This window comes from Halobacillus sp. Cin3, assembly GCF_947311855.1.
Classification (GTDB): domain Bacteria; phylum Bacillota; class Bacilli; order Bacillales; family Halobacillaceae; genus Halobacillus; species Halobacillus kuroshimensis.
On record NZ_CAMZMV010000004.1, the window covers coordinates 115,577 to 134,260 of the forward strand.

At 48.4% G+C, this 18,684-nt stretch carries 18 protein-coding genes and 1 riboswitch; of the genes, 2 read left to right on the plus strand and 16 right to left on the minus strand.

The window, feature by feature from the left end; genetic code table 11:
• Positions 1 to 596 precede the first annotated feature (596 nt).
• Genes murF through QMA39_RS13675 form a run of 5 tightly spaced genes read right to left on the minus strand, consistent with a single transcriptional unit; the run spans position 597 to position 6,085 of the window.
• Positions 597 to 1,976 carry a UDP-N-acetylmuramoyl-tripeptide--D-alanyl-D-alanine ligase gene (murF, locus tag QMA39_RS13655; RefSeq protein ID WP_281659051.1) on the minus strand — a complete coding sequence of 460 codons (1,380 nt, stop codon included), beginning with the start codon at positions 1,974 to 1,976 and terminating at the stop codon, positions 597 to 599.
• A 30-nt stretch (positions 1,977 to 2,006) separates the two neighbouring features.
• Entirely contained in the window at positions 2,007 to 2,435 is a 429-nt protein-coding gene (locus QMA39_RS13660; RefSeq protein WP_206933803.1) for a hypothetical protein, read from the minus strand.
• Positions 2,436 to 2,460: 25 nt separating this feature from the next.
• Positions 2,461 to 3,483: a YheC/YheD family protein gene (locus QMA39_RS13665; RefSeq protein WP_281659052.1), complete on the minus strand. Its 1,023-nt coding sequence runs from the start codon at positions 3,481 to 3,483 to the stop codon at positions 2,461 to 2,463.
• Between the two features lie 10 nt (positions 3,484 to 3,493).
• Positions 3,494 to 4,717 (minus strand): ATP-grasp domain-containing protein, encoded by a 1,224-nt coding sequence (locus tag QMA39_RS13670; RefSeq protein WP_281659053.1) that lies wholly within the window; start codon positions 4,715 to 4,717, stop codon positions 3,494 to 3,496.
• Between the two features lie 18 nt (positions 4,718 to 4,735).
• The gene (locus QMA39_RS13675) at positions 4,736 to 6,085 is read right to left on the minus strand and encodes a YheC/YheD family protein (protein ID WP_281659054.1); all 1,350 of its coding nucleotides are present in this window, start codon (positions 6,083 to 6,085) and stop codon (positions 4,736 to 4,738) included.
• A gap of 108 nt (positions 6,086 to 6,193) precedes the next feature.
• Here QMA39_RS13675 and QMA39_RS13680 point away from each other — a divergent pair, with 108 nt between their 5' ends.
• The gene (locus QMA39_RS13680; RefSeq protein ID WP_281659055.1) at positions 6,194 to 7,525 is read left to right on the plus strand and encodes a YheC/YheD family protein; all 1,332 of its coding nucleotides are present in this window, start codon (positions 6,194 to 6,196) and stop codon (positions 7,523 to 7,525) included.
• Here QMA39_RS13680 and QMA39_RS13685 read toward each other — a convergent pair.
• From QMA39_RS13685 to QMA39_RS13725, 9 genes are all read right to left on the minus strand, one after another.
• Positions 7,522 to 8,241, minus strand: coding sequence for a YheC/YheD family protein (locus tag QMA39_RS13685; RefSeq protein WP_281659056.1), 720 nt, complete (start codon positions 8,239 to 8,241; stop codon positions 7,522 to 7,524). The genes QMA39_RS13680 and QMA39_RS13685 overlap by 4 nt on opposite strands.
• A 113-nt stretch (positions 8,242 to 8,354) precedes the next feature.
• Positions 8,355 to 8,708, minus strand: a complete 354-nt coding sequence (locus QMA39_RS13690; protein ID WP_281659057.1) for a hypothetical protein — start codon at positions 8,706 to 8,708, stop codon at positions 8,355 to 8,357.
• A 295-nt stretch (positions 8,709 to 9,003) separates the two neighbouring features.
• Positions 9,004 to 9,507, minus strand: a complete 504-nt coding sequence (locus tag QMA39_RS13695; protein WP_027955665.1) for a hypothetical protein — start codon at positions 9,505 to 9,507, stop codon at positions 9,004 to 9,006.
• Between the two features lie 197 nt (positions 9,508 to 9,704).
• Positions 9,705 to 10,127 carry a hypothetical protein gene (locus tag QMA39_RS13700; protein WP_206933815.1) on the minus strand — a complete coding sequence of 141 codons (423 nt, stop codon included), beginning with the start codon at positions 10,125 to 10,127 and terminating at the stop codon, positions 9,705 to 9,707.
• A 129-nt stretch (positions 10,128 to 10,256) separates the two neighbouring features.
• Positions 10,257 to 11,630 (minus strand): M28 family peptidase, encoded by a 1,374-nt coding sequence (locus QMA39_RS13705; RefSeq protein ID WP_281659058.1) that lies wholly within the window; start codon positions 11,628 to 11,630, stop codon positions 10,257 to 10,259.
• 394 nt (positions 11,631 to 12,024) lie between these two features.
• Positions 12,025 to 12,945, minus strand: coding sequence for a methylisocitrate lyase (gene prpB, locus QMA39_RS13710; RefSeq protein ID WP_206933818.1), 921 nt, complete (start codon positions 12,943 to 12,945; stop codon positions 12,025 to 12,027).
• A 17-nt stretch (positions 12,946 to 12,962) separates the two neighbouring features.
• Positions 12,963 to 14,402 (minus strand): bifunctional 2-methylcitrate dehydratase/aconitate hydratase, encoded by a 1,440-nt coding sequence (locus QMA39_RS13715; RefSeq protein WP_281659059.1) that lies wholly within the window; start codon positions 14,400 to 14,402, stop codon positions 12,963 to 12,965.
• A gap of 48 nt (positions 14,403 to 14,450) precedes the next feature.
• Positions 14,451 to 15,560, minus strand: a complete 1,110-nt coding sequence (gene mmgD / locus QMA39_RS13720; RefSeq protein WP_206933822.1) for a citrate synthase — start codon at positions 15,558 to 15,560, stop codon at positions 14,451 to 14,453.
• 45 nt (positions 15,561 to 15,605) lie between these two features.
• The gene (locus tag QMA39_RS13725; protein ID WP_027955671.1) at positions 15,606 to 15,794 is read right to left on the minus strand and encodes a hypothetical protein; all 189 of its coding nucleotides are present in this window, start codon (positions 15,792 to 15,794) and stop codon (positions 15,606 to 15,608) included.
• Between the two features lie 158 nt (positions 15,795 to 15,952).
• Positions 15,953 to 16,147, minus strand: a riboswitch (cobalamin riboswitch).
• Between the two features lie 155 nt (positions 16,148 to 16,302).
• Between QMA39_RS13725 and QMA39_RS13730 the strand changes: the two genes are divergently transcribed.
• A complete protein-coding gene (locus QMA39_RS13730) occupies positions 16,303 to 16,842 on the plus strand; it encodes a CotY/CotZ family spore coat protein (protein ID WP_242520364.1) in 540 nt (179 codons plus the stop codon).
• A gap of 76 nt (positions 16,843 to 16,918) precedes the next feature.
• On the opposite strand, the gene QMA39_RS13735 is transcribed toward QMA39_RS13730, so the two are convergent.
• Entirely contained in the window at positions 16,919 to 17,290 is a 372-nt protein-coding gene (locus QMA39_RS13735) for a hypothetical protein (RefSeq protein ID WP_281659060.1), read from the minus strand.
• 18 nt (positions 17,291 to 17,308) lie between these two features.
• Positions 17,309 to 18,481, minus strand: coding sequence for a ParM/StbA family protein (locus QMA39_RS13740; RefSeq protein ID WP_027955674.1), 1,173 nt, complete (start codon positions 18,479 to 18,481; stop codon positions 17,309 to 17,311).
• Positions 18,482 to 18,684: the final 203 nt, after the last annotated feature.

The window sequence follows — 18,684 nt, forward strand, 5'->3', positions numbered from 1 at the left end:
AACCTCTGTTTCTTTACGAGCTTTTTTCTTTCTTGCCGCCAGGAGCGAAAGCCCCTTCCCTTTCCGCGGACGAGCGCCCGAGCTTCCTCGCAAAACCCACGCTCGGTGATCTCGGACCACTCGTTCTTCCGCAGGAGTGGAAGGGGCACCGCTCCTTGGGAGTTCTTTAACATCGACAAAGACTCTCCTTCACTTAGCTCACCCTTGCTGGATGGAGGACAATCTTTTTCATATTCCGGCAGGCTGCCGTCATCAGCGCCTGTTCCTCCCCTTTTTCTTTTCCACGCAAGCAGCAATAGCGCAGCCCATGCCGTTCTTTTGAATCTGCGAACCTGCTTAGTGCACAATCTCTCTCCTCTATATTCTAACGTCGGCACGAGGAGCGTTCGGTGGTGATGCCTGCGGGAACAGCACAGGCCGAAGATCCACTTGGGCAGGCGACCTTCCTGACCAAGTTAGCTGAGGGCGTGCCCGCGGCATTCATCCACCGATAAGCGGAAAGTGGCCCTTCACACGACAAATGAACAACTTTAAATGGCTAACACAGGCTTTTTCTACAGCCAAAGCAGCCCTTCCATAAATGGAAGGGCTGCTTTTTAGGTTTCGTCTTTGAGGACGCGGATGAAATGACCATAGGAGTCCCGCATCGATGTTTTAATTAAACACACGGTTTGGTCATCTGCAAATTTTTGAATGAGCTCAAGCGCACGTTCTGGTGTGCCGCACATATAAACATGGCGCGCTCTCATCCCGCATTTCACAGCTTCTCTGGCCATGACGGCCGCTCGCTCTCCGATAGTGATGAGCCGTCCGGGCTGGTTGTTGTAAATGAGGCGTCCGATTTTTTTATGCTCCTGAATTTCTTCAGGACCCAGCTCATTGATCTGCCCGAGCACAGCTACACTGTTTTTGCCGCGTGATTTTTCCTGTAATACGGCAAGGGCAGCTTCGATGGAACCGGAGTTGGAGTTCCAGGAGTCATCAATTAATGTGGACCCGTTCAGGCCGTTGGTGATTTCCAAATGGCGTTTCAATGGTGGAAAGGTTCGGAGCCGCTGCAGCAGGGTTTCGATATCCACCCCGAAGGTATGGGCGGCAGCTATGGCTCCGAGGGCATTGCGGACCATATGAAGTCCAAAGGCAGGGACGAAGGCTTCATATTTTTTTTCAGCATGGGTGAGGGTGAACGTCATCCCTTCATCCGTATATTTGATGTGGGACCCTCTGTAATCCGCCTGCTCACCGGTCCCGAACCAGATGATCTGCCCGGGAGGGAGTGATCGAGCGAAGCGCTTGGAATGGTCACATTCTGAATTCAGGAAAATAGGTTGATCCACTCCCGCACCTTTGAGTAATTTAGCTTTTTCCTCAGCATACAGGTGCTGTGATCCATAGCGTTCAATATGATCCGTTCCGATCCCGGTTATCAACACGGAAAAGGGGCTGAAACAGCGGACACATTTCTCCAGGTGCCCTTTCTTTCCAACACCGAATTCGAAGATTCCGAAATCGGTATTCTCGTTCATCCTTGTTAAAACCCCGGCGTTCGACCGGAAAAGATTGTAGTTGCCTTTTGTTGCTTTTACGTGGTGATTCTCAGTTAACAGATACTTGACCATCTCTTTCGTCGTCGTTTTTCCATAACTGCCGGTGATGGCAAGGTGGGGAGTGGAAAGAAGGCGACGGTACCAGGCAAGGAAGTGATGGTAGGCTTCCCTTGTTTTTTTCACTTGAATAACCGTAATGTCACCGCGGAGGGAGGGAAGTCTTTTTGGACGGCTTGTGATCATCACACACGCTGGCAGCTGCTCTGTCTCCTGAACCGCTGGTGCTTTTGAATCCAGGCAGAAGTATAAGCAGCCTGGCTTTACTTTCTTCACACGGGTGACGACACTTTTTACAACGGACAGGGATCCTTCACGTACAACCACACCATCCAATTCTTTCACAAGGTCACTGACTGATAGTTTTCTCACAGGATTCTCCTTTGCGCAGGAGCCGGAATTCTACCACTTCGGCTCCATGATAATGTCACGTTTCATTAAATCGATATTCAAACAGGAGAGGGAGGAAATAGAAGGAACAGGCTGGGTTATCAGACAATCCGTCCTTTTTAAGGCATAGATTTCTTCCATCCATCCCGCAGGTTCCCCGTAAATCGTAAAAGGCTGAAGAAGGGATAGAAGAACGTTTTTTTCTTGTTTATGAATGGCTTCAATGCGGAAACACCACGTTTGAAACGTTTCTCCACCAATGTCGCCCTCGGCAGAGAACGGGATGGAGGAGTGGTGTCCATAGAAGCAGAAAGGGATGGTGTCGATACGCATGAGTTTAGCGAGGAGTGGGCTGCATGGATCTGAGGGGTCTCCCTGAAGTTCCAGCTGCTGTTGATAAAGTATTTCAATGCTTTTCAATAGACTCGCTTGATCCTTCAACCTTTCCATCCCCTTTCGATCAGCTTCAGGACTTATACTGCTGAGCCATGTAACAAGCATAAGGAATCATATGCCGGGCAATGGAAAACTCCCTGTGCCGGCTCCCAGGACGCCAGTTCACTTCATAAATCCACAGCTTTTGATGGCGGTCAACGGCTGCATCGATTCCGATTTCATCGAAAGAACGTCCGGGGTATAACGTTTCGAAATGCGTGGCGAACTGCACAGCAAAGTACTCAAGGAGCTGCTTGATATTGTAGTATTCACGGCCGAATTCTTCCTTGAGGAAGGGCACAAGTTCTCCACGGTAGCCTCCCCGGCTGACATTGCTTGTTAATCGCTTGGTTCCACTGATTCGTGGATAGATCAAGGCCGTCTGCCACCGGCCTTCTTCATTTTTATGGACATGGAGGCGGAAGTCATAGCTGAATCCCGCATTCGTCCGACTGTCGATATACGGCTGAATCAAATATTTTTTGTTTTGAAGAAGGTCGGTGACTTTCTTTTCCCAAACCTCCCGCGGACAGGTCTGCTTCTCTAATCCGGTCTGCCAGGTAACGGATCCATCCTCAAGCTTTGTAATGAAGTGGATGGATTCTCCTTTCCGGCCTGAGTGAGGCTTGATGACGGCTTCCGGGTGATCTTGAAGAAACAACTGGACATCTTCCGTTGATTGAAGCGGATGGCTCGGAATCAGGTGGCCCGCAAACGTTTTTCCTCGTTTGATTTTGTTATAGACAGTCAGCTTGCTGCCAATCGATCGGCTGATAAACGGAATCTGTCTGCGGAGAGCACGGCTGACGGCTTTCTGCTTAGAGGTTCTGGGCGCACTGATATTGATGATGACCTCAGGGAAGGGGAGATCCTTTTCGTGCCAGGATCCTTCCTGATAAATCCACCCTTTGATGCGTCTGTGGTCAAAATCAATCCCTGAATAAGAGAAATAGAAAAAATCTGATCCATGCATTTTTGCTGCAGCTGCATAAGCAAAAGCTTTCGTGACGTGATGGGGTTTTTGACGGTAATGAAGCATTCCGATCCGTGTCATATTCCACACCCTATATCGGTTCTAAATGAAATTTGATTTTCTCCGCTGCTGACTTTGCTGCGTTGACAGCTTCGTCTTTATCCGGTGAAGAAGCGATGACATACGCATAACGGTGTCCCATGGATACAGGAGCGGACAAAATCGCCCCTCTGCGCGGCTTTACGTAGACTTTTTTTATAGACGCCACAGTTTTCGCTTTCTGTTTTCCTGTTACTTTAATCAACTTCCCCCTGCCTTGGATGGTGATGAAGTGAGCATAGGCGGAGAGCTGTTTCTTCGGGATGCAGTCAATCCTGTCTCCCAGGTTCAACTTCAACGTTTCCTTTACTAAGGAAATGCCGGTGGATTCATAAATCAGCTGGTTGACAGCACTCCCGGATATCCGGGGATTGATTTCAATCAGTTTCCACCCGGAGTCCGTCTTCCTCATTTCCGCGTGGCATGTGCCATGTGTGAGGCCAAGATGGTGAACGATATTTTCGATGGTCGTCTGCAGTTCTTCGGTACTGGAATCAGAGAGCGGCGCCGGCATAAGATAACCGGTGATGATGAAGCGGGCTTCTTTAGAGATGATCTGTTCAATGACAGCGGCCAGCTGAACCGTTCCATGTTCGACAATGATCTCAATCAGATACTGGGGACCTTCCACATATTCTTCTAGTAGGAGGGAGGACAGACCAGACTGCCTTTTGAAATAGGTGCAGGCATCCAGGAAAGCCTCCTTGTCTTTGATTAAGAGAACGTCTTTGGAGCCATTGGAAACAGGGGACTTCAAAATAAAGGGCAGTTGTTCGGCGTAAGTATGAAACAACGTATCAGCATCTTTCTCCAATGAGAGAACCGCATGCTTAGGAGCTGCGGGGTGTCCGTTCAATATTTCCCTGAACCTTGTTTTATCTTCCATATGATACAAAGCGGGGACAGACAGAGAAATTAAACCCAGTTCAGCTGCCATTTCTGCAGCTAGACGAACAAAAGGGTCCACGAAACTAATGAAGGCTTTGATTTGTTTTTCTTGTTTATTTATAATCGCCAGCTGCTCGTAAATGACGTCTTTATCCTGTAAATCTTTGGCGAAAATCATTTGATGCACATCGGGATACTCTTCGCGCTGGTTCATCTTCTTCATCTGCTGGGTGAGAAGGATGGTGAAATAGCCCATCTGCACGGCTGCCTCAATGGCATCTCTACTGGATCCGGATTTGTGTGTTTCTAAAAAGACGATGCAGTCCATAACCTCATGTCCCTTTCTTTACCGGGGGTCCGGGATATGTTCCTGTGGAAAACCACACATACCTTTCAATGCATCTACGTAGGATTTTTGTATGTGCCAATACAACTCATTTTCTCCTGCATAAAGGGGAAGCCGGTCATCCACATACCGGTGATTCATTTCAATCAGCCAGATCTTTCTTTTTTGGTCCAAAGCAATGTCCACACCAAAGTAGCCAAAAACGGTTCCGGACTCCTGCTCTAAGCGTTCAGCTGCCCGGCAGCAAACAGAAAAAACCTCTTCACGGAGATGGTCGACCTCTTCTTTGGAAAGGGAAAAACATGACCTCACCACATCCTCTGCGGAAGAGGCAAGACCACCGCCGGCGAGATTGCTGATGATACTTTGTGGAGCACCTGTCTTAGCGACCCATCCAGCAGCTTTCCACTCAGCCTGCCTATCCTTATGCAGATAGATCCGGTAATCGATCACTTGGTGATTGAAAGCAATGTCCAGACATTTCTGTGCAAGGTATGGTTTTCGACCGATGGATTTATTCAGGTGGATGGCTGCTTCTTCCGGAGTCAGGCATTTCTCCATGTTCGTTCCATCTTCTCTCGTCCGTACATGCCACGTCCGGCTTCCGGCAGAAGGTGAAACTTGAATCGTTTTACGTCCGAATGACCCTTTGACAGGTTTTAAAAATAACGATCCCCACTGGTTCATCCAATCGACGGCTTCTGAACCTCCTGTAAAAAGAGCGGTAGGAGGCAGGTGCGGGAGAAGGGACGGATCCTTCTTTAAGTACTGATAGACCTGCCATTTCGAATAAACAGCTTGATTAAAGACGGCACCGTTTACGTGACGTTCGAAACTCAACTTCAGCTCTTTCTTTAACGACATACGCTTATACACAACATCGGGGTAGGGGAGAAGTCTTTTCTCCCAGCTTTCATCAAGTGGGTTATACATGTATCCGCTCAACTGCGTGTGTCTGGATTGAATGCCGTCCAGAGAAAAAATGGTGAGAATGCCGCTTTGGAGCGGATCATTCTGCAGCACACGGTTGAATCGTTTTCTTTTTCCCGGCAGGTATTTTTCCCTGCCTGCCGCTAATATTCCTAAATGAGGACCAATCCTGAGATGGCCTTCATCATTACGCAGTTGAAAGCTTCCCTGGTCAGGGAAAAGCAGTTCATCGGCGGTCCGTGTGCAAAGGCGTGCGTGTCGTTCCTTCGTTCCTTTTATTGTGACAGCCGCAGCTTTTGAACCGAATTCGACGATCATCGGAGTTTCCTCCTGAATAGACAGCTGTTGAAGGATGTGATGTGGAAGGTGGAAATCCCGCCCTTCCCCATTTTCTTTTTGAATGTGAATGGCGCCGTGCATCCTGTATCCCCTCTCATTGGTTTGAGGTACAGCATATGGTATTCGTGGACAATAGAAGCGTGTGACTAACTTTTACTACGATGGTTTTTACAGGTTGGAGGGAGCCCTTTGTTTATAAAAAAGAATGCAGAGCTGAGCCAGGCATCCGTTGCTTTCCACCCATCTATGAAAGACATTCTGGGACAGGAGGGGGGGACTTCTTTGGATGTGCACCTTGGTCTTTGGAAGCGGAGTACCTCTGTCTTTTACCACAATCATGTGAATGAAGATGTGGTGGAATTTTCCTATGACCTGCTTCATGGTCTCACCATTCCTGAGGATATTGACTTTGAATGGATGTCTGAAAAAGATGGCTTTCATCTTGGTCCGGTCCTTGGGATTTTGAGGGGGACTTCTCTGGAAAACATCCGCCCGAGTGTCTTAAGAATTATGCGCCGCTGGGTGGTGGATTACAAAAATTTAAAAGGACTTGTCATTGTTTTTCCTAGAAATGGTGTCCAATCGGAAGGGGAATCGGTGACGGGGTATGGCTTTGCCGGTTTGGAAAAGGGCTTCTGTATGGGGACTTTCCCTTTTCCAAGTGCTGTGTTCAGCCGCCCGAGTGCCGGTGGAGAGCGGACCTATCGATTGTTGGATGACTTGACCTCCGGACGTTTTTTTAATCGAAGAGGAGCTGGGAAGTGGGGGTTTTACTGTGCGCTCAGACAGGACCCGGCGACAGAAAAGCTTGTACCTCATACAGAAAAATATTCCACAGACGAACGGCTGATGGCGTTGATTGATCAATATACCATCGTTTATTGGAAACGGAAGTTTGGTGCCAAAGGGTATGGCATGATTCAAATGAAGAAAGAAGCCGACCGCTATATCGTCACGAGGGTGCTGAAAGGAGAGCAGAAGCAGGAGGTATTTTCCAGCGAGGGGCAGTTGAAAGCGTATCTCTCGGATATTCCCGACAGGAAAAGAGGGCTGATTCAACAAGGAGTTCCTTATGCGGCGGATGGAAAACAAGTGGACTTCAGAGCCTACGTTCAAAAAGATCCTGATTCTTCGTGGAAGATGCGCGGATTTGTCGGACGAATCGCCCGGACGGGGAGCGTCATCACCAATTTGAGGTATACCGAAAAGGTAATGAAAGGGACGGACGCCCTCCAACAGTTTTACGGGATCGGAAAAAAAGAGCGCGCGCGACTGGAGAGGAAAGTGGAGGCCGCCTGTCTGCTGGCTGCCGCCCGTCTGGATGAGGACGTGGGTCACTTTGGGGATATCGCCCTCGATTTCATCATTAGTGACAAGGGAGATCTTTATTTTCTCGAAGTGAATGCCAACTACGGCCACGCAAGCCTTGTGAGGATCGGGGATGAATCTTTGAAGCACAGTGTCTACCGTTCCCCGCTCGCCTACGCAAAATCGTTGACCGGATTTTCAGGTAAAGCTTAACCCTTTTTGTAGGAGCGGATCGTCTTATAGGCAGTAAGGTCAGGTAAATTTCTGAACATCCCAATATCCGGTTTCGTATTCACTTCAATGATCCATAAATGACCGTCCTTATCTATGGCTATATCGAGGCCGAACAGGCGGTGCTCCACATAATAAGGAGCGATATGGTGGGCAGCATGTAAACCGAGCTCATCCATCTGCTTCATAAGATCCACGGCCGCTGTTTCTCCAAAGGCCCCAGATGCGGCTTGTTCCGCAGTCAGCACCTGTTTTGTATAGTTGGTGGCGATAAAAGGGGCGGCGGCGACCCTGGCGAGCTTTCCTGTCACGTGCCAGGCAGTCTGCGTTGATTTCCTCTGGACCATAACCCGGAAATCGAACGGACATCCGTCGAATTCAGCGAGGGAGATTTTCTGTTGGATCAGGTAACGTCCGGTGCTATACGTGTTGGTAAAATGCTCATAAAGTCCGGATAAACGGGAGGACCGGATTTTTTTATGATTCACGTGCCATTCAAAGGAATCGTTCCCTAGATCGGACAGCTGTATGACCCCTCGGCCTTTATATCCGCGCGCAGGCTTTAAAATGACCTGCTTATGTCTTTGAATCATATCCAGCATCGTATCAGGGGTCAGCCGTTTTGTTTCCGGAAGAAAAGGGCGGATGACGGGAGACCGCTTCATCCATACATGTTTTCTCCATTTGCTCGTTATCACGTTTTTCATTCCTTTCTTGGACACAGGAACCGTGATCTCAACTGGTTCCGTGCGTATGTCACCGGATAAAAAAATCCCCTGAATATCAGGGGATGGGCCCATACTGCTATCATTTACAGCGGACAGAAGAGGTTGTTGTAGGCAGCGAACAGGCTTATGGCATCTTCATAATCTTCTGTTTCAACAGCTTCCTGGAAAATGGCAATGACTTCATCTTCCGTAAGTGGATAGTTCACAAGTGAATGCGCTGCATTGAGAAGAGCGGCCGTTCCTTGCAGGGCCAGCTCCTGTGTCGGGGTGGAAGGGATGGGAAGATTGAGAGCGAATAGAAGATTGAGGTTATCTTTGTAAATGCAGACATCGAAAACAGTATTGACGCGGTCGCATATGGAATAAGCTTCCGGCCACTGAGGGATATTTTGAAGTGCCCCCCAGAATTCTGCGCTGCATCCTGTATTGACCCCCATGATCAACACCTCCTTACTTATTCACTATATGTAAGGGGGGTGGAAGTGTCTGTATGGGGGAGGGGATTTATGAAGAAAGCTAGAAAACTCTTCTTTTTTATGAGCACATTCCATCGACTTGTGCTTTTCCCACAGGCGTTGCCGGCCGCTTCTTACAACCTCCCTGTTGGAAGGTTTAAAAAAGAGGAGATTTTCTGTTCAGCAGAAAATCTCCTCTTATATGCTTCCTTTCCAGCTGAAAACGAGTCGTATCGCTGGCAGATCCCTTCAGGATTTTATCTTTTCTCACGATCTTTTAAAAGCGCTGGTAGCTTTTTTCCTGATCGTTGTATTCAGGTAAAGGTTCACGGAATGCGGCTGCATCCTCAGGGCGTGCGAATTCTGAAGGGGCTTTAGGAGCGGATGATTTATACCGGATATGAAACTCCTCTTCATACTCTGCAGCGGATATTCCTGCTTTCGGCTGCCTCATTCCGATGATCCATGTTTCGAAATTGTACATTCCGCGGTCGATGATGACACCGAGATCTTCCAGAGACTGGGTCAATTCATTCAGACAGTCCAGGCCGTTTCTTAAGATAATCCCGCGTTCTTTAGCTTTGTCCACCGAATGTTCCAGTCTGTACACTTCTCCTTGGTAGGAAAACTCAATAAAACAGCTGTTCCGATCCCAGTTGAAATGAAAATCTTCAATTTTCAAGCGCTTGATCGCCTTGACGAGTTTACGCTCGCAAACACTCTGTTCCTTATGCGGCATCCATTGGAATAGAATATTCTTGAATATACGATTCTTGAACAAACCATCCACCATCCTTTTTATAAGCCTAATCAATGAGAGCAGTGACAGTCAAAGTATTATAGTTTACTATTTCTCCAAAAAAAGTAAAAATCCTCTAAAAAGATGAGAAAAGTAGGAAAAGAACTTTATTCCGACACGATGATTTTATTATAATCCTTAAAAAGGGCTGAAAGAATAGTTCCAATGGACGGATTCAATCAAAGCCCCCGCAGGAGCTGTTCGTTCTGCCGGCGGAGCTGATCGTACGCCTCCTTCAATGGCTCAGGCACGAGCGTCCGTCCGTAATCCCAGGCGTTCGTTTCAATCGTCGCTTTCAATGCGGCAACTTCTTCGTCTTCCCCGTACATGAGTGTACGGAGGTCGTGCTTATGCTTTTTGAACGTAAGGTAATACCCTAGTTCATGACAGATCATCAGCTGTACATAAGCTTCCTTTGCGATGCCCAGATGGGCTTTACTCATGAAGCCGTTCACCTCAAGGTAATTAAAGGTCAGTGTATTGTTGGAGACGTTAAAGCTCATCGGAGCCTTCAATTGATTGTCTGCTGCCCAGCTGATATCCAGTTGATGGTCGCTGATCGTCTGCTGGATGATTTCTTCGATTTTCCATATGTATAACATCAATAGTTTCCTATCCTTTCTTTCTGTACTTCCTCTAAGTATAAAAGAAAAGATCAGGAGGTTTGAAGCTAAAACTACATTCTTCTCCTTAAAAAGAGGCAAAGTCCGCCGGAAGACGGACTTCTTGACTTATAGTGGCCGGTCGTCAAATTCATAATGAACCGGTCCGGGAGCTACTCTTGCATTTTCCAGGGCCGGTGTATCCGGACGGGCGATTTGGTAAACGGCGGCTCCTACAATTTCAGTCGTTTCCTTCAGCTTCTCACGGCTGATTTTGTCCAAAGTATCCTGTGGGGAGTGATACCATGGCTCAAGAGGTGCATGGATGAATAAGGCAGAGGGGATGCCTCGTTCAAAGAAAGGAACGTGGTCGCTTCGGCCGAGCTGTCCATACTCTACGACTTCCGCTACGCGTGCACCGGCGGATGCTCCTAAATCTGTCACAAGGTTTTTGTTCCCGTCAGGAGTGAACATGATCAAATCCCCCGAGTCCCTGCTGCCTACCATATCCATTTGAAAGTGGGCGCTGATGCGGCTGGCTTCTTCCTCACTCAAAGAGTCCGCATAATGATAGGACCCGACGAGCCCTTTTTCCTCAGCTCCGAAGGTCATAAAGCGCAATTCCGTGTCTGTAGGGGTTTTGGCCATGATTTTGGCAAGCTCCAATACACCGGATACTCCTGAAGCGTCGTCATTGGCCCCCGGTCCATCTGCGACAGAATCGTGGTGGGCTCCGACGGTAACGATTTGTCCGGTATCTTTATTTTTGTGTGGTTTCATGGAAGCGATCACATTATAAGAGGTTTTGTCGACCGTGCCCGCTCCTTGAATCGTCAAGTTCGTTGAGAGTGTTTCTTTTTTCAGTTTCTCTGCGAGTTTCAGACCATCTTCCCGACTGATGGCAGCGGCGGGGATATCCTGATTTTCGTATGTATAACCGAATGTCTGTCCTGACGATCCTTCGCGGTTGTACATGATCACCCCAACGGCTCCATGTTCAATGGCATTCTGTATTTTTTCATAGAAACTGTATTCGCCCCGCTCGATCAAGGCAATTTTTCCTTCGGCTTCATCCGTCACATCTTCTGGTCCAGCGAGTCCAGCATCATAAAGAGGCGCATCAACGGTCCGGTTGATGGATCCGTAAAACGTGTGGATGCCTCCGGTAAAAGGGGTGCCATTCACGGTAATGGATGGCTGACCTGACTCCCACTCCTGAAAAGTAAAGGGCTGGATCTCAGTCTCGTATCCATAGCTTTCGAATTCCTGTTTAATGTACTGAACAGCGCTCCATTCCCCTTGTGTTCCCGCTTCCCGAGGGACTTGAGAAAGGTCACGCACCCGTTCGAAAAGGCGGTCTGCATTGATTTTCTTGATGACTTTGTTATCAAAGGCGTGGTCGGCCTGGCTCCCCGCAGGTGGTGGATCTGCCAGGACGGCAGAAGGCAGGCTGCTGAAAACTAATCCGGCAGACAATAAAAGAGTCACAGTTTTTTTTGACATAAGAATCCTCCCTGAACATAATGGAATGCTCTCTCATTCTAGCAAATATTGTAAAGAGGGGTCTCGAGTGCAGGTAGAGGAAAAAGGGAAAGAGGCTCGACTTTATACAGGGGGCCACCTGAAAAGTCTGGCGTTCGTTGTCGAAGGTGTCCATCCATATTCCTAAAGAGTCTTTCAATACATAGGAAAGACAGGACAGTCCGCGACGTTCGGCTCATTTTTAAAAGAACAGTCATGACCCGCCCGGTTTCTTCAAGGAAATGTTCATGATAATCAGTGGAAAGTGGAGGATGCGGTGAAGCGGTGAATGTAAAACCTGTCCACGGATGAAATTTCAACACCGGACAGGTTTTTACATGATGATATGGAACACTTGTTTAAATCCATGGAAGAGTTATCTGTTCCTGCTGTCGATTTCCGGGAGGATGGTTTTCGCTACTTTTTCATCCAAGGCTTCGTAGTCATAATAATCAATGGTTTCATAGAGTTCCTGTCTCGTCTGCATATCCTGAAGCTTCTCCTCCTGCGTACCTTTTTCTAGAATTTCAGAAAAGACCCGTTCATAGGCTTTCGCTGCCGCACGCAGGGAAGTAACTGGATAAATGACCATGTCCGCACCGAACGAGGCAAACTGCTGATCTGTGTAGTAGGGTGTCCGTCCGAACTCCGTCATATTGGCGAGAATCGGAGCATTCAGATTAGAAGAGGCCCGTCTGAAATCCTCCTCGCTTATGAAAGCTTCCGGGAAGATGGCGTCGGCACCGGCTTCTATATAAGCCTGGCTACGGTTGATTGCTTGATCGATTCCTTCGACCGCTTTGGCATCCGTCCTGGCCACGACAATTAAGTCGGGAGCCGCTTCTTTGATGGCTTGGATTTTCTGCATCATTTCTTCCTGGGGAATCAATTGCTTTCCGTTTAGGTGGCCGCACTTTTTAGGCATCAGCTGATCTTCAATCTGTACAGCTGCGGCTCCGGCTTCCACCATCTCCTTCGCTGCTCTTGCCGCGTTCAGCACGCCTCCATACCCCGTATCGATATCAACGAGAAGGGGAAGGTCGGAAGCCCGGACGATTTCCCGGGCTTTCCCAGCCATTTCATTGGAATAAATCAGGCCGAGATCAGGAAGGGCCTGACTGGCCGTATAAGCGGCTCCTGATAAGTAGAGGGCCTGGAAGCCAAGGTCCTTCGCGATTTTGGCACTCATCCCGTCATGGGCACCGGGGATTTTCAACAGGTTCCCGCTTTTCATTAAACGTTGAAATTCCTGAGCACGTTCTTTCTGTGTTGAGGCGGTCTGCACGAGCCATGTCATCGGTCATTCCTCCTTCATCATAATTGGAATTCGTTCATAAACTGCGGGACCGTCGTCCGTGTTAGAGCTTCGTAATCTTCGCACAGGTTCAATAGTTTATTCGTCTGTTTGAATGAAAACCGGGTTTTTACATTGTTTTGAAACTTGTTCAATAATAACGGGAGGCCTTCGTCCCGGCGTCTGCGGTGACCAATTGGATATTCCACAGCAACCGGATCTGTGGAAGTCCCATCTGAGAAAAATACTTGGACGGCATTGGCGATGGAACGCTTGTCAGGATCCAGGTAGTCCCGGGTATAGGTCTCCTCCTCGATGGTTTCCATCAAATCTCTCAGTTTATCGATCGCCGGGTTCCGGGCGGTTTCATCTTCGTAATGATCGGCGTTCAATTCGCCGTACAGGAGGCCGATGGCGGTAATGTACTGAAGGCAGTGATCCCGGTCCGCCGGGTTGTGGAGCGGCCCTTTTTTATCAATGATCCGGATGGCTGACTCATGGGTGGTAATTGTAATTTTTTCTATTTCATCCAGTTTATCCTTCACCTGACTGTGCAGATGGATCGCGGCTTCCGCTGCTGTCTGAGCGTGAAATTCAGCAGGGAAGGAGATTTTAAATAAAATATTCTCCATAACGTAAGAACCGAAGGAACGTAAAAGGGTCAGTTCTTTTCCGCTGAACAGGACATCTTGAAATCCCCATCCGTCAGCAGAAAGGGCGGTAGGATAGCCCATTTCACCTTTCATCGTCATCAATGCCAGACGCACCCCGCGGCTTGTGGCGTCCCCGGCGGCCCATGATTTTCTTGACCCGGTGTTCGGAGCATGCCGGTAAGTACGTAAGCTTGAGTTATCAATCCACGCCTGGGATACAGCGTTTGTAACGTCTTCCGTTTTCCCGCCAAGCATAGCAGTCACGACAGCTGTCGTCGCTACTTTTACGAAGAGCACATGGTCAAGTCCCTCCCGGTTCAGGCTGTTATCAAGGGCAAGAATCCCCTGAATTTCGTGAGCCTTCACGATGTATTCGAGGACTTCATGCATCGTCATCGGTTCCTGGCCCGAACGGAGGCGTGTCCGGCTGATGTAATCGGCTGCAGCAAGGATGCCTCCGATGTTATCGGAAGGGTGGCCCCATTCAGCAGCAAGCCATGTGTCGTTGTAGTCGAGCCACCGGATCATGCACCCGATGTTAAACGCGGCATGGACAGGGTCGAGGACATAAGATGTCCCCGGAACCCGTGCCCCGTCAGGCACAACCGTTCCAGGAACGATCGGTCCCAGATGTTTCGTGCATTCCGGATAACGGAGCGCTAAAAATCCGCACCCGAGCGTATCCATTAAGACGTATTGAGCCGTTTCCATCGCCTCTTCACTTGTAATTTCCCCGTGCACCGCATAGGAAGCAATTTCTCTTAGAACTGGATCGATCCCGGTCTGCTGCACTTGCGTTTCATTCATCTTCCATCTCCACCTTTGCTTGAATATTTGATGAGGGAAGGCAGCCCTTTAAGGGTGCAGTCCCCGTGGTCCTGTGTAATGAACCCGAGGGCGGAACAATTTGTTATCCGTATATTGTTCGGCCACATGAGCACAGATGCCGAGCGTGCGTGCGGAAAAGAAAATCGGTGTATACAAATCAATCGGGATGCCGAGCAGATAATAGACAGGAGCGGCATAATAATCCAGATTCGGATACAATCCTTTTTCTTCCTTCATCAACTCTTCTCCTGCTTCACAGCACTCAAGCAGGTCTTCTCTGTTTTTTACAGCTGCCAGCTTCCGCAGGGCTTCCTTCATTAAAGAGGCGCGGGGATCCATTTTCCTCATATACACCCGGTGGCCGAAGCCCATCACCTTCTCCTTGCGGGCGAGCTTTTCCAACAGAAGTTGTCGAAAACCTTCGACAGATCTGCCTTCAAGCAGCATGTGCATGACGGCTTCGTTGGCCCCTCCGTGAAGGTTCCCCTTAAGAGAAGCGACAGCTCCCGTGAGGGCTCCATATAAATCCGAATTGGTGGAAGCAATGACCCGGGCGGTAAACGTGGAATTCGGCATTTCATGTTCGCTGTAGACCATTAAGGATTGGTCGAAAATCGACGCTTCCTGCTCATCCGGAACGCGTCCAGTCAGCATATACAAAAAGTTCGCACTGTAGGATAGGTCTGGATCAGGCTCCAGAATACTTTTCTCCTGCAGAAGGTGATAGCTGCCGGCGGTAATTACAGGAATTTTCGCCAGCAGACGCAGGATCGTCTGTTCCAGATTTTTTCGCTCACCGAGGTTTTTATCGTACCCGGCGAGGGCTGAGATTCCGGTCCGTAAGGCGTCCATAGGATGAGTGTCTTTAGGGAGCTTAGCTAATAGTTGAACCAAACTGTCGGAAAGAGGAGCTTCTAATTTTAAGGTTTCCTCAAGTTCCTGCTGCTCCGCTCCGTCAGGGAGGCGGCCTTTCAGAAGAAGTTGAATCAAGTCGATGTACTGCCGTTTTTCAGCCAGCTCAATCAGATCATAGCCGCGGATGACGATTTCTTCAGCTTCTACATCCAGGTAGGAAAGTTTCGTTTCCGCAGCAATCACACCGTTCAACCCGGGTTGAAACGTCGTCGTTTTATCCATGTGGTTCCTCCTTTGGTTAGGTAAACGCTTACAAAAAACGAGAGGTCAGCCGATCATTTCCCGACGTACCTGTTGGTAAGCTTCCTTCAAATGAGCAAGATCGCTGTCTTTATCCGTCAGTCCCTCCTGAAGAGTTTCATACATATCCTCCAGTGTGTGAGGCGCTCCACTACAAACATAAAGCATGATGCCGGATCTCAAATGGTTCAAAAATTCTTCTTTTAGCGACGCCAACAGGACTTCACCTCATCCCTTACAAAATATCGACCATAAAAAAACAACTTCCTTTTAGAAGTTGTTAAGTTTACGTATTGAAAAGCAAACAAACAGGCAGAAAACTGCCTATATGGAAACCATCCGACCGCACTTAACACCTCCTATCCTCGTAGGTTTTGATGTCTGCTGATACAGGCAGGTCTCCTGGCTTATGATCATGGCGTTCCGGAACCTTCCCATCTTCGTTTGTGAAGACAGTGGTATGTACGGAACACTCCCAATTACAGTTGCGGGACAGCACCGGATTTTAACCGGTTTCCCTATTAGTCCTTTTCTTTGAAAGAAAAGGAACCTGTATCTACAACGCTATTCAATTTTCTCTTTCAATATAGCAAACATTTGGAAAATAAACAATTTTATTTGAAATTCCGGAAAAAGTTATTCATGCCCGCATGGGCGCACACATCAAACAGAATGAGATGTGCGGCGTATACTATCAGGACTGAATGAATAAGGAGTGAAAAAGATGAGTTATGATTATGAAAGCTCAAGTTACGGTTACGACCATAAACATAAAGACCACTGTGGAAAATCCAAAAAAATGAAGCATTATAAAAACTGCGTGGAAGATGTACTGGAGGCCATTGTTTATGCTCAGGACAGAGTGGAAGATGACAGCTGTCACACGTCATGCCAGCAATCCATTGATTCTCTGCTCGGGGATCATAAAGTAAAGAAGAACACCGTTCCGGTCATTCTTTACTGTGGCTGTGATCCCTTCAAGGGAACAGGCGTGACAACGTATTCGTGCCATGCGAAAAAAGAAACCTTCAAGTGTGTCCACACGTACCTTTTCAAAGTGAAGGATGTCCATGATGGGTGTGCGGTCCTTGAACTGCTAGTATTTAAGTCGGATTGGAAGGATGACTCGAAACAGAAGCACTCCGCATGCAGCCAGATTGATGGAAAAGCCGTTCGTGACCTGGCAGGTACGGGCATCTGCATCACCGTAGATTTATCCTGCTTCTGTGCGGTTACCTGTCTCCCGGCTGTCCGACTCCATTAAGCTGAAAAAAATTCAAACAAAGTGTCGCTTTGAATCGACTCCATCAAAAAAGCCGGCCGCAGCCGGCTTTTCTGATTCAGCCTCCGAAAGCTTCCAACATGTCTTCGATTTCTTTTTGATCAATGAAAGCAGAAGCAGCCAGGGGCGGGACGCTTTTCCTGCTTGAAGGGCCGGATGAAAAGGCGCCTCTGGTGAGCATTTCTTTGATGGTGCGGAGTTCGTCGAGTACAGGGTCTCCTCCAGGGGTGCCTCCTGCTGCCGGTGCGGATAAGTACTGGTGCAGGGCAGAAAGAAGGAAGTGCTGGAGCGTATTATTTTCCGCGTGGTAGGCCAGTTCTTTTATCACATCCGCTTCGACGGTCTGCGCGTGTCCGGTCCTGACGTCTATATATTTCTCAGGAATGGTGACAACGGTTTCGTTGAAGTAATCACGGTAGGTGTGTGACATCGTTTCACCTTCTCACCCTTATGACCTGTCAGCGGTCTGTTTTTTACTGAAGAGCTGCATTTTAGCAAGAATCATCAACCCTCGTACGTTCAATTTGGCCATTTCCTCCGGGAATGTCAATTCAATCGGGCGGCCTTTTTCACTCCAGGACACAGCAGCTTCACGAATCTGACGCTCGGCAATCTGGGCTGCGCCTCCGACGGCGATATAGCGCGCTGCCCCCTTGATTTCGTGTGAACTTGAACGGACGCGGTCGAAGTGCTCCAAATATTTTCCAGCCATCAATCGCAGCTGCGGGAGAATGTAGCGGCTGATATCCTTTTTTACGCCTGCAAAAGGTTCTACATACCATTCAGACTGGCCGCGTGCCAGTTTTTCTTCCAGTTCCGATCTGGAGTTGAAGCTGTACAGCTCATTCTGGCTTACTTTTTGTATGATGGTATCGAGAAAAGGGTTGATGCCGAACGGCTCACCTTCCACAGAAGCTACCGGTTTATTGTGTTTGATACCGACAAAGTCGACGGAATCTCCTCCGAGGTCTCCAATGATGACTCCACGCTCCGATTCTTTCACCAGCGATTCATCGGAGACGGCGAGCGTTTCGGGATCGCGGGTGAGGGCCAGATAGGCGAGGGCGCCTTCTGCCCCGACAATCACATCCTCAATATGAAGAGTTACCACTGCTTCTTTCGGTTCCCGGATCCCGGGCACTTTATGGAAAATGATTGTATGCGTACCGGTGAGCCGGTTTTTCAACGTATCCTTCCGGCGCTTGTACTGGGTGGTCGGCAGAGAAACCGCCAGTTGATCGATCGTGTACTCGACATCCTTTTCTGAACCACTGCCGAGCAGGGCGTGGTAAGCAGCAGCGGCAAAAAGAAGAATATACGTCCGTTCTTCATCAACCTTTTGATTGTTAAAAGAAGTCAGGCTGACATTTCTCTGTTTGACCGCTGACTTGCCGATGTAGTAAATGTTCCGTCGGTCCTGGATGGCCGGGCTTTTGATTTCCACAATCATGTTTTCTTCATAATCCACATCTTCCTCGTCATATGGCATTTCATAAAACTCTTCATCAAACAAAGCGACGGCGTTCGGGATTTGATAATCCATGAAACCACCGTCATCTGATGCGAGAATCTTATACCAGCTGTTCCCGATATCTACAGAGAAAATATGCTCGTTTTTCATTTTCTACCTCCTGACGTTAAAGCATATGCGCAGCTTTCCAGGCTGTGCCAGTACTCCCCCCGGGGGCCTCTGATAGATTTGGGCGGACCATTTCTATAAATCTTTTACAGGAACTTGTCTTAAAAGTTCCACGTTTATACTAATGCAAGTGACCATGCCTTCGAAATCATAGAGCATAGACTACAGTGAGGTTACTATAAAGG

Coding starts and splice junctions, on each gene's coding strand:
- QMA39_RS13665 (WP_281659052.1), bottom strand. CDS start 3,483: ATGACACGGATCGGAATGCTTCATTACCGTCAAAAACCCCATCACGTC.
- QMA39_RS13670 (WP_281659053.1), bottom strand. CDS start 4,717: ATGGACTGCATCGTCTTTTTAGAAACACACAAATCCGGATCCAGTAGA.
- QMA39_RS13675 (WP_281659054.1), bottom strand. CDS start 6,085: ATGCACGGCGCCATTCACATTCAAAAAGAAAATGGGGAAGGGCGGGAT.
- QMA39_RS13690 (WP_281659057.1), bottom strand. CDS start 8,708: ATGGGGGTCAATACAGGATGCAGCGCAGAATTCTGGGGGGCACTTCAA.
- QMA39_RS13700 (WP_206933815.1), bottom strand. CDS start 10,127: ATGTTATACATATGGAAAATCGAAGAAATCATCCAGCAGACGATCAGC.
- QMA39_RS13705 (WP_281659058.1), bottom strand. CDS start 11,630: ATGTCAAAAAAAACTGTGACTCTTTTATTGTCTGCCGGATTAGTTTTC.
- prpB (WP_206933818.1), bottom strand. CDS start 12,945: ATGACATGGCTCGTGCAGACCGCCTCAACACAGAAAGAACGTGCTCAG.
- QMA39_RS13715 (WP_281659059.1), bottom strand. CDS start 14,402: ATGAATGAAACGCAAGTGCAGCAGACCGGGATCGATCCAGTTCTAAGA.
- mmgD (WP_206933822.1), bottom strand. CDS start 15,560: ATGGATAAAACGACGACGTTTCAACCCGGGTTGAACGGTGTGATTGCT.
- QMA39_RS13730 (WP_242520364.1), top strand. CDS start 16,303: ATGAGTTATGATTATGAAAGCTCAAGTTACGGTTACGACCATAAACAT.
- QMA39_RS13735 (WP_281659060.1), bottom strand. CDS start 17,290: ATGTCACACACCTACCGTGATTACTTCAACGAAACCGTTGTCACCATT.
- QMA39_RS13740 (WP_027955674.1), bottom strand. CDS start 18,481: ATGAAAAACGAGCATATTTTCTCTGTAGATATCGGGAACAGCTGGTAT.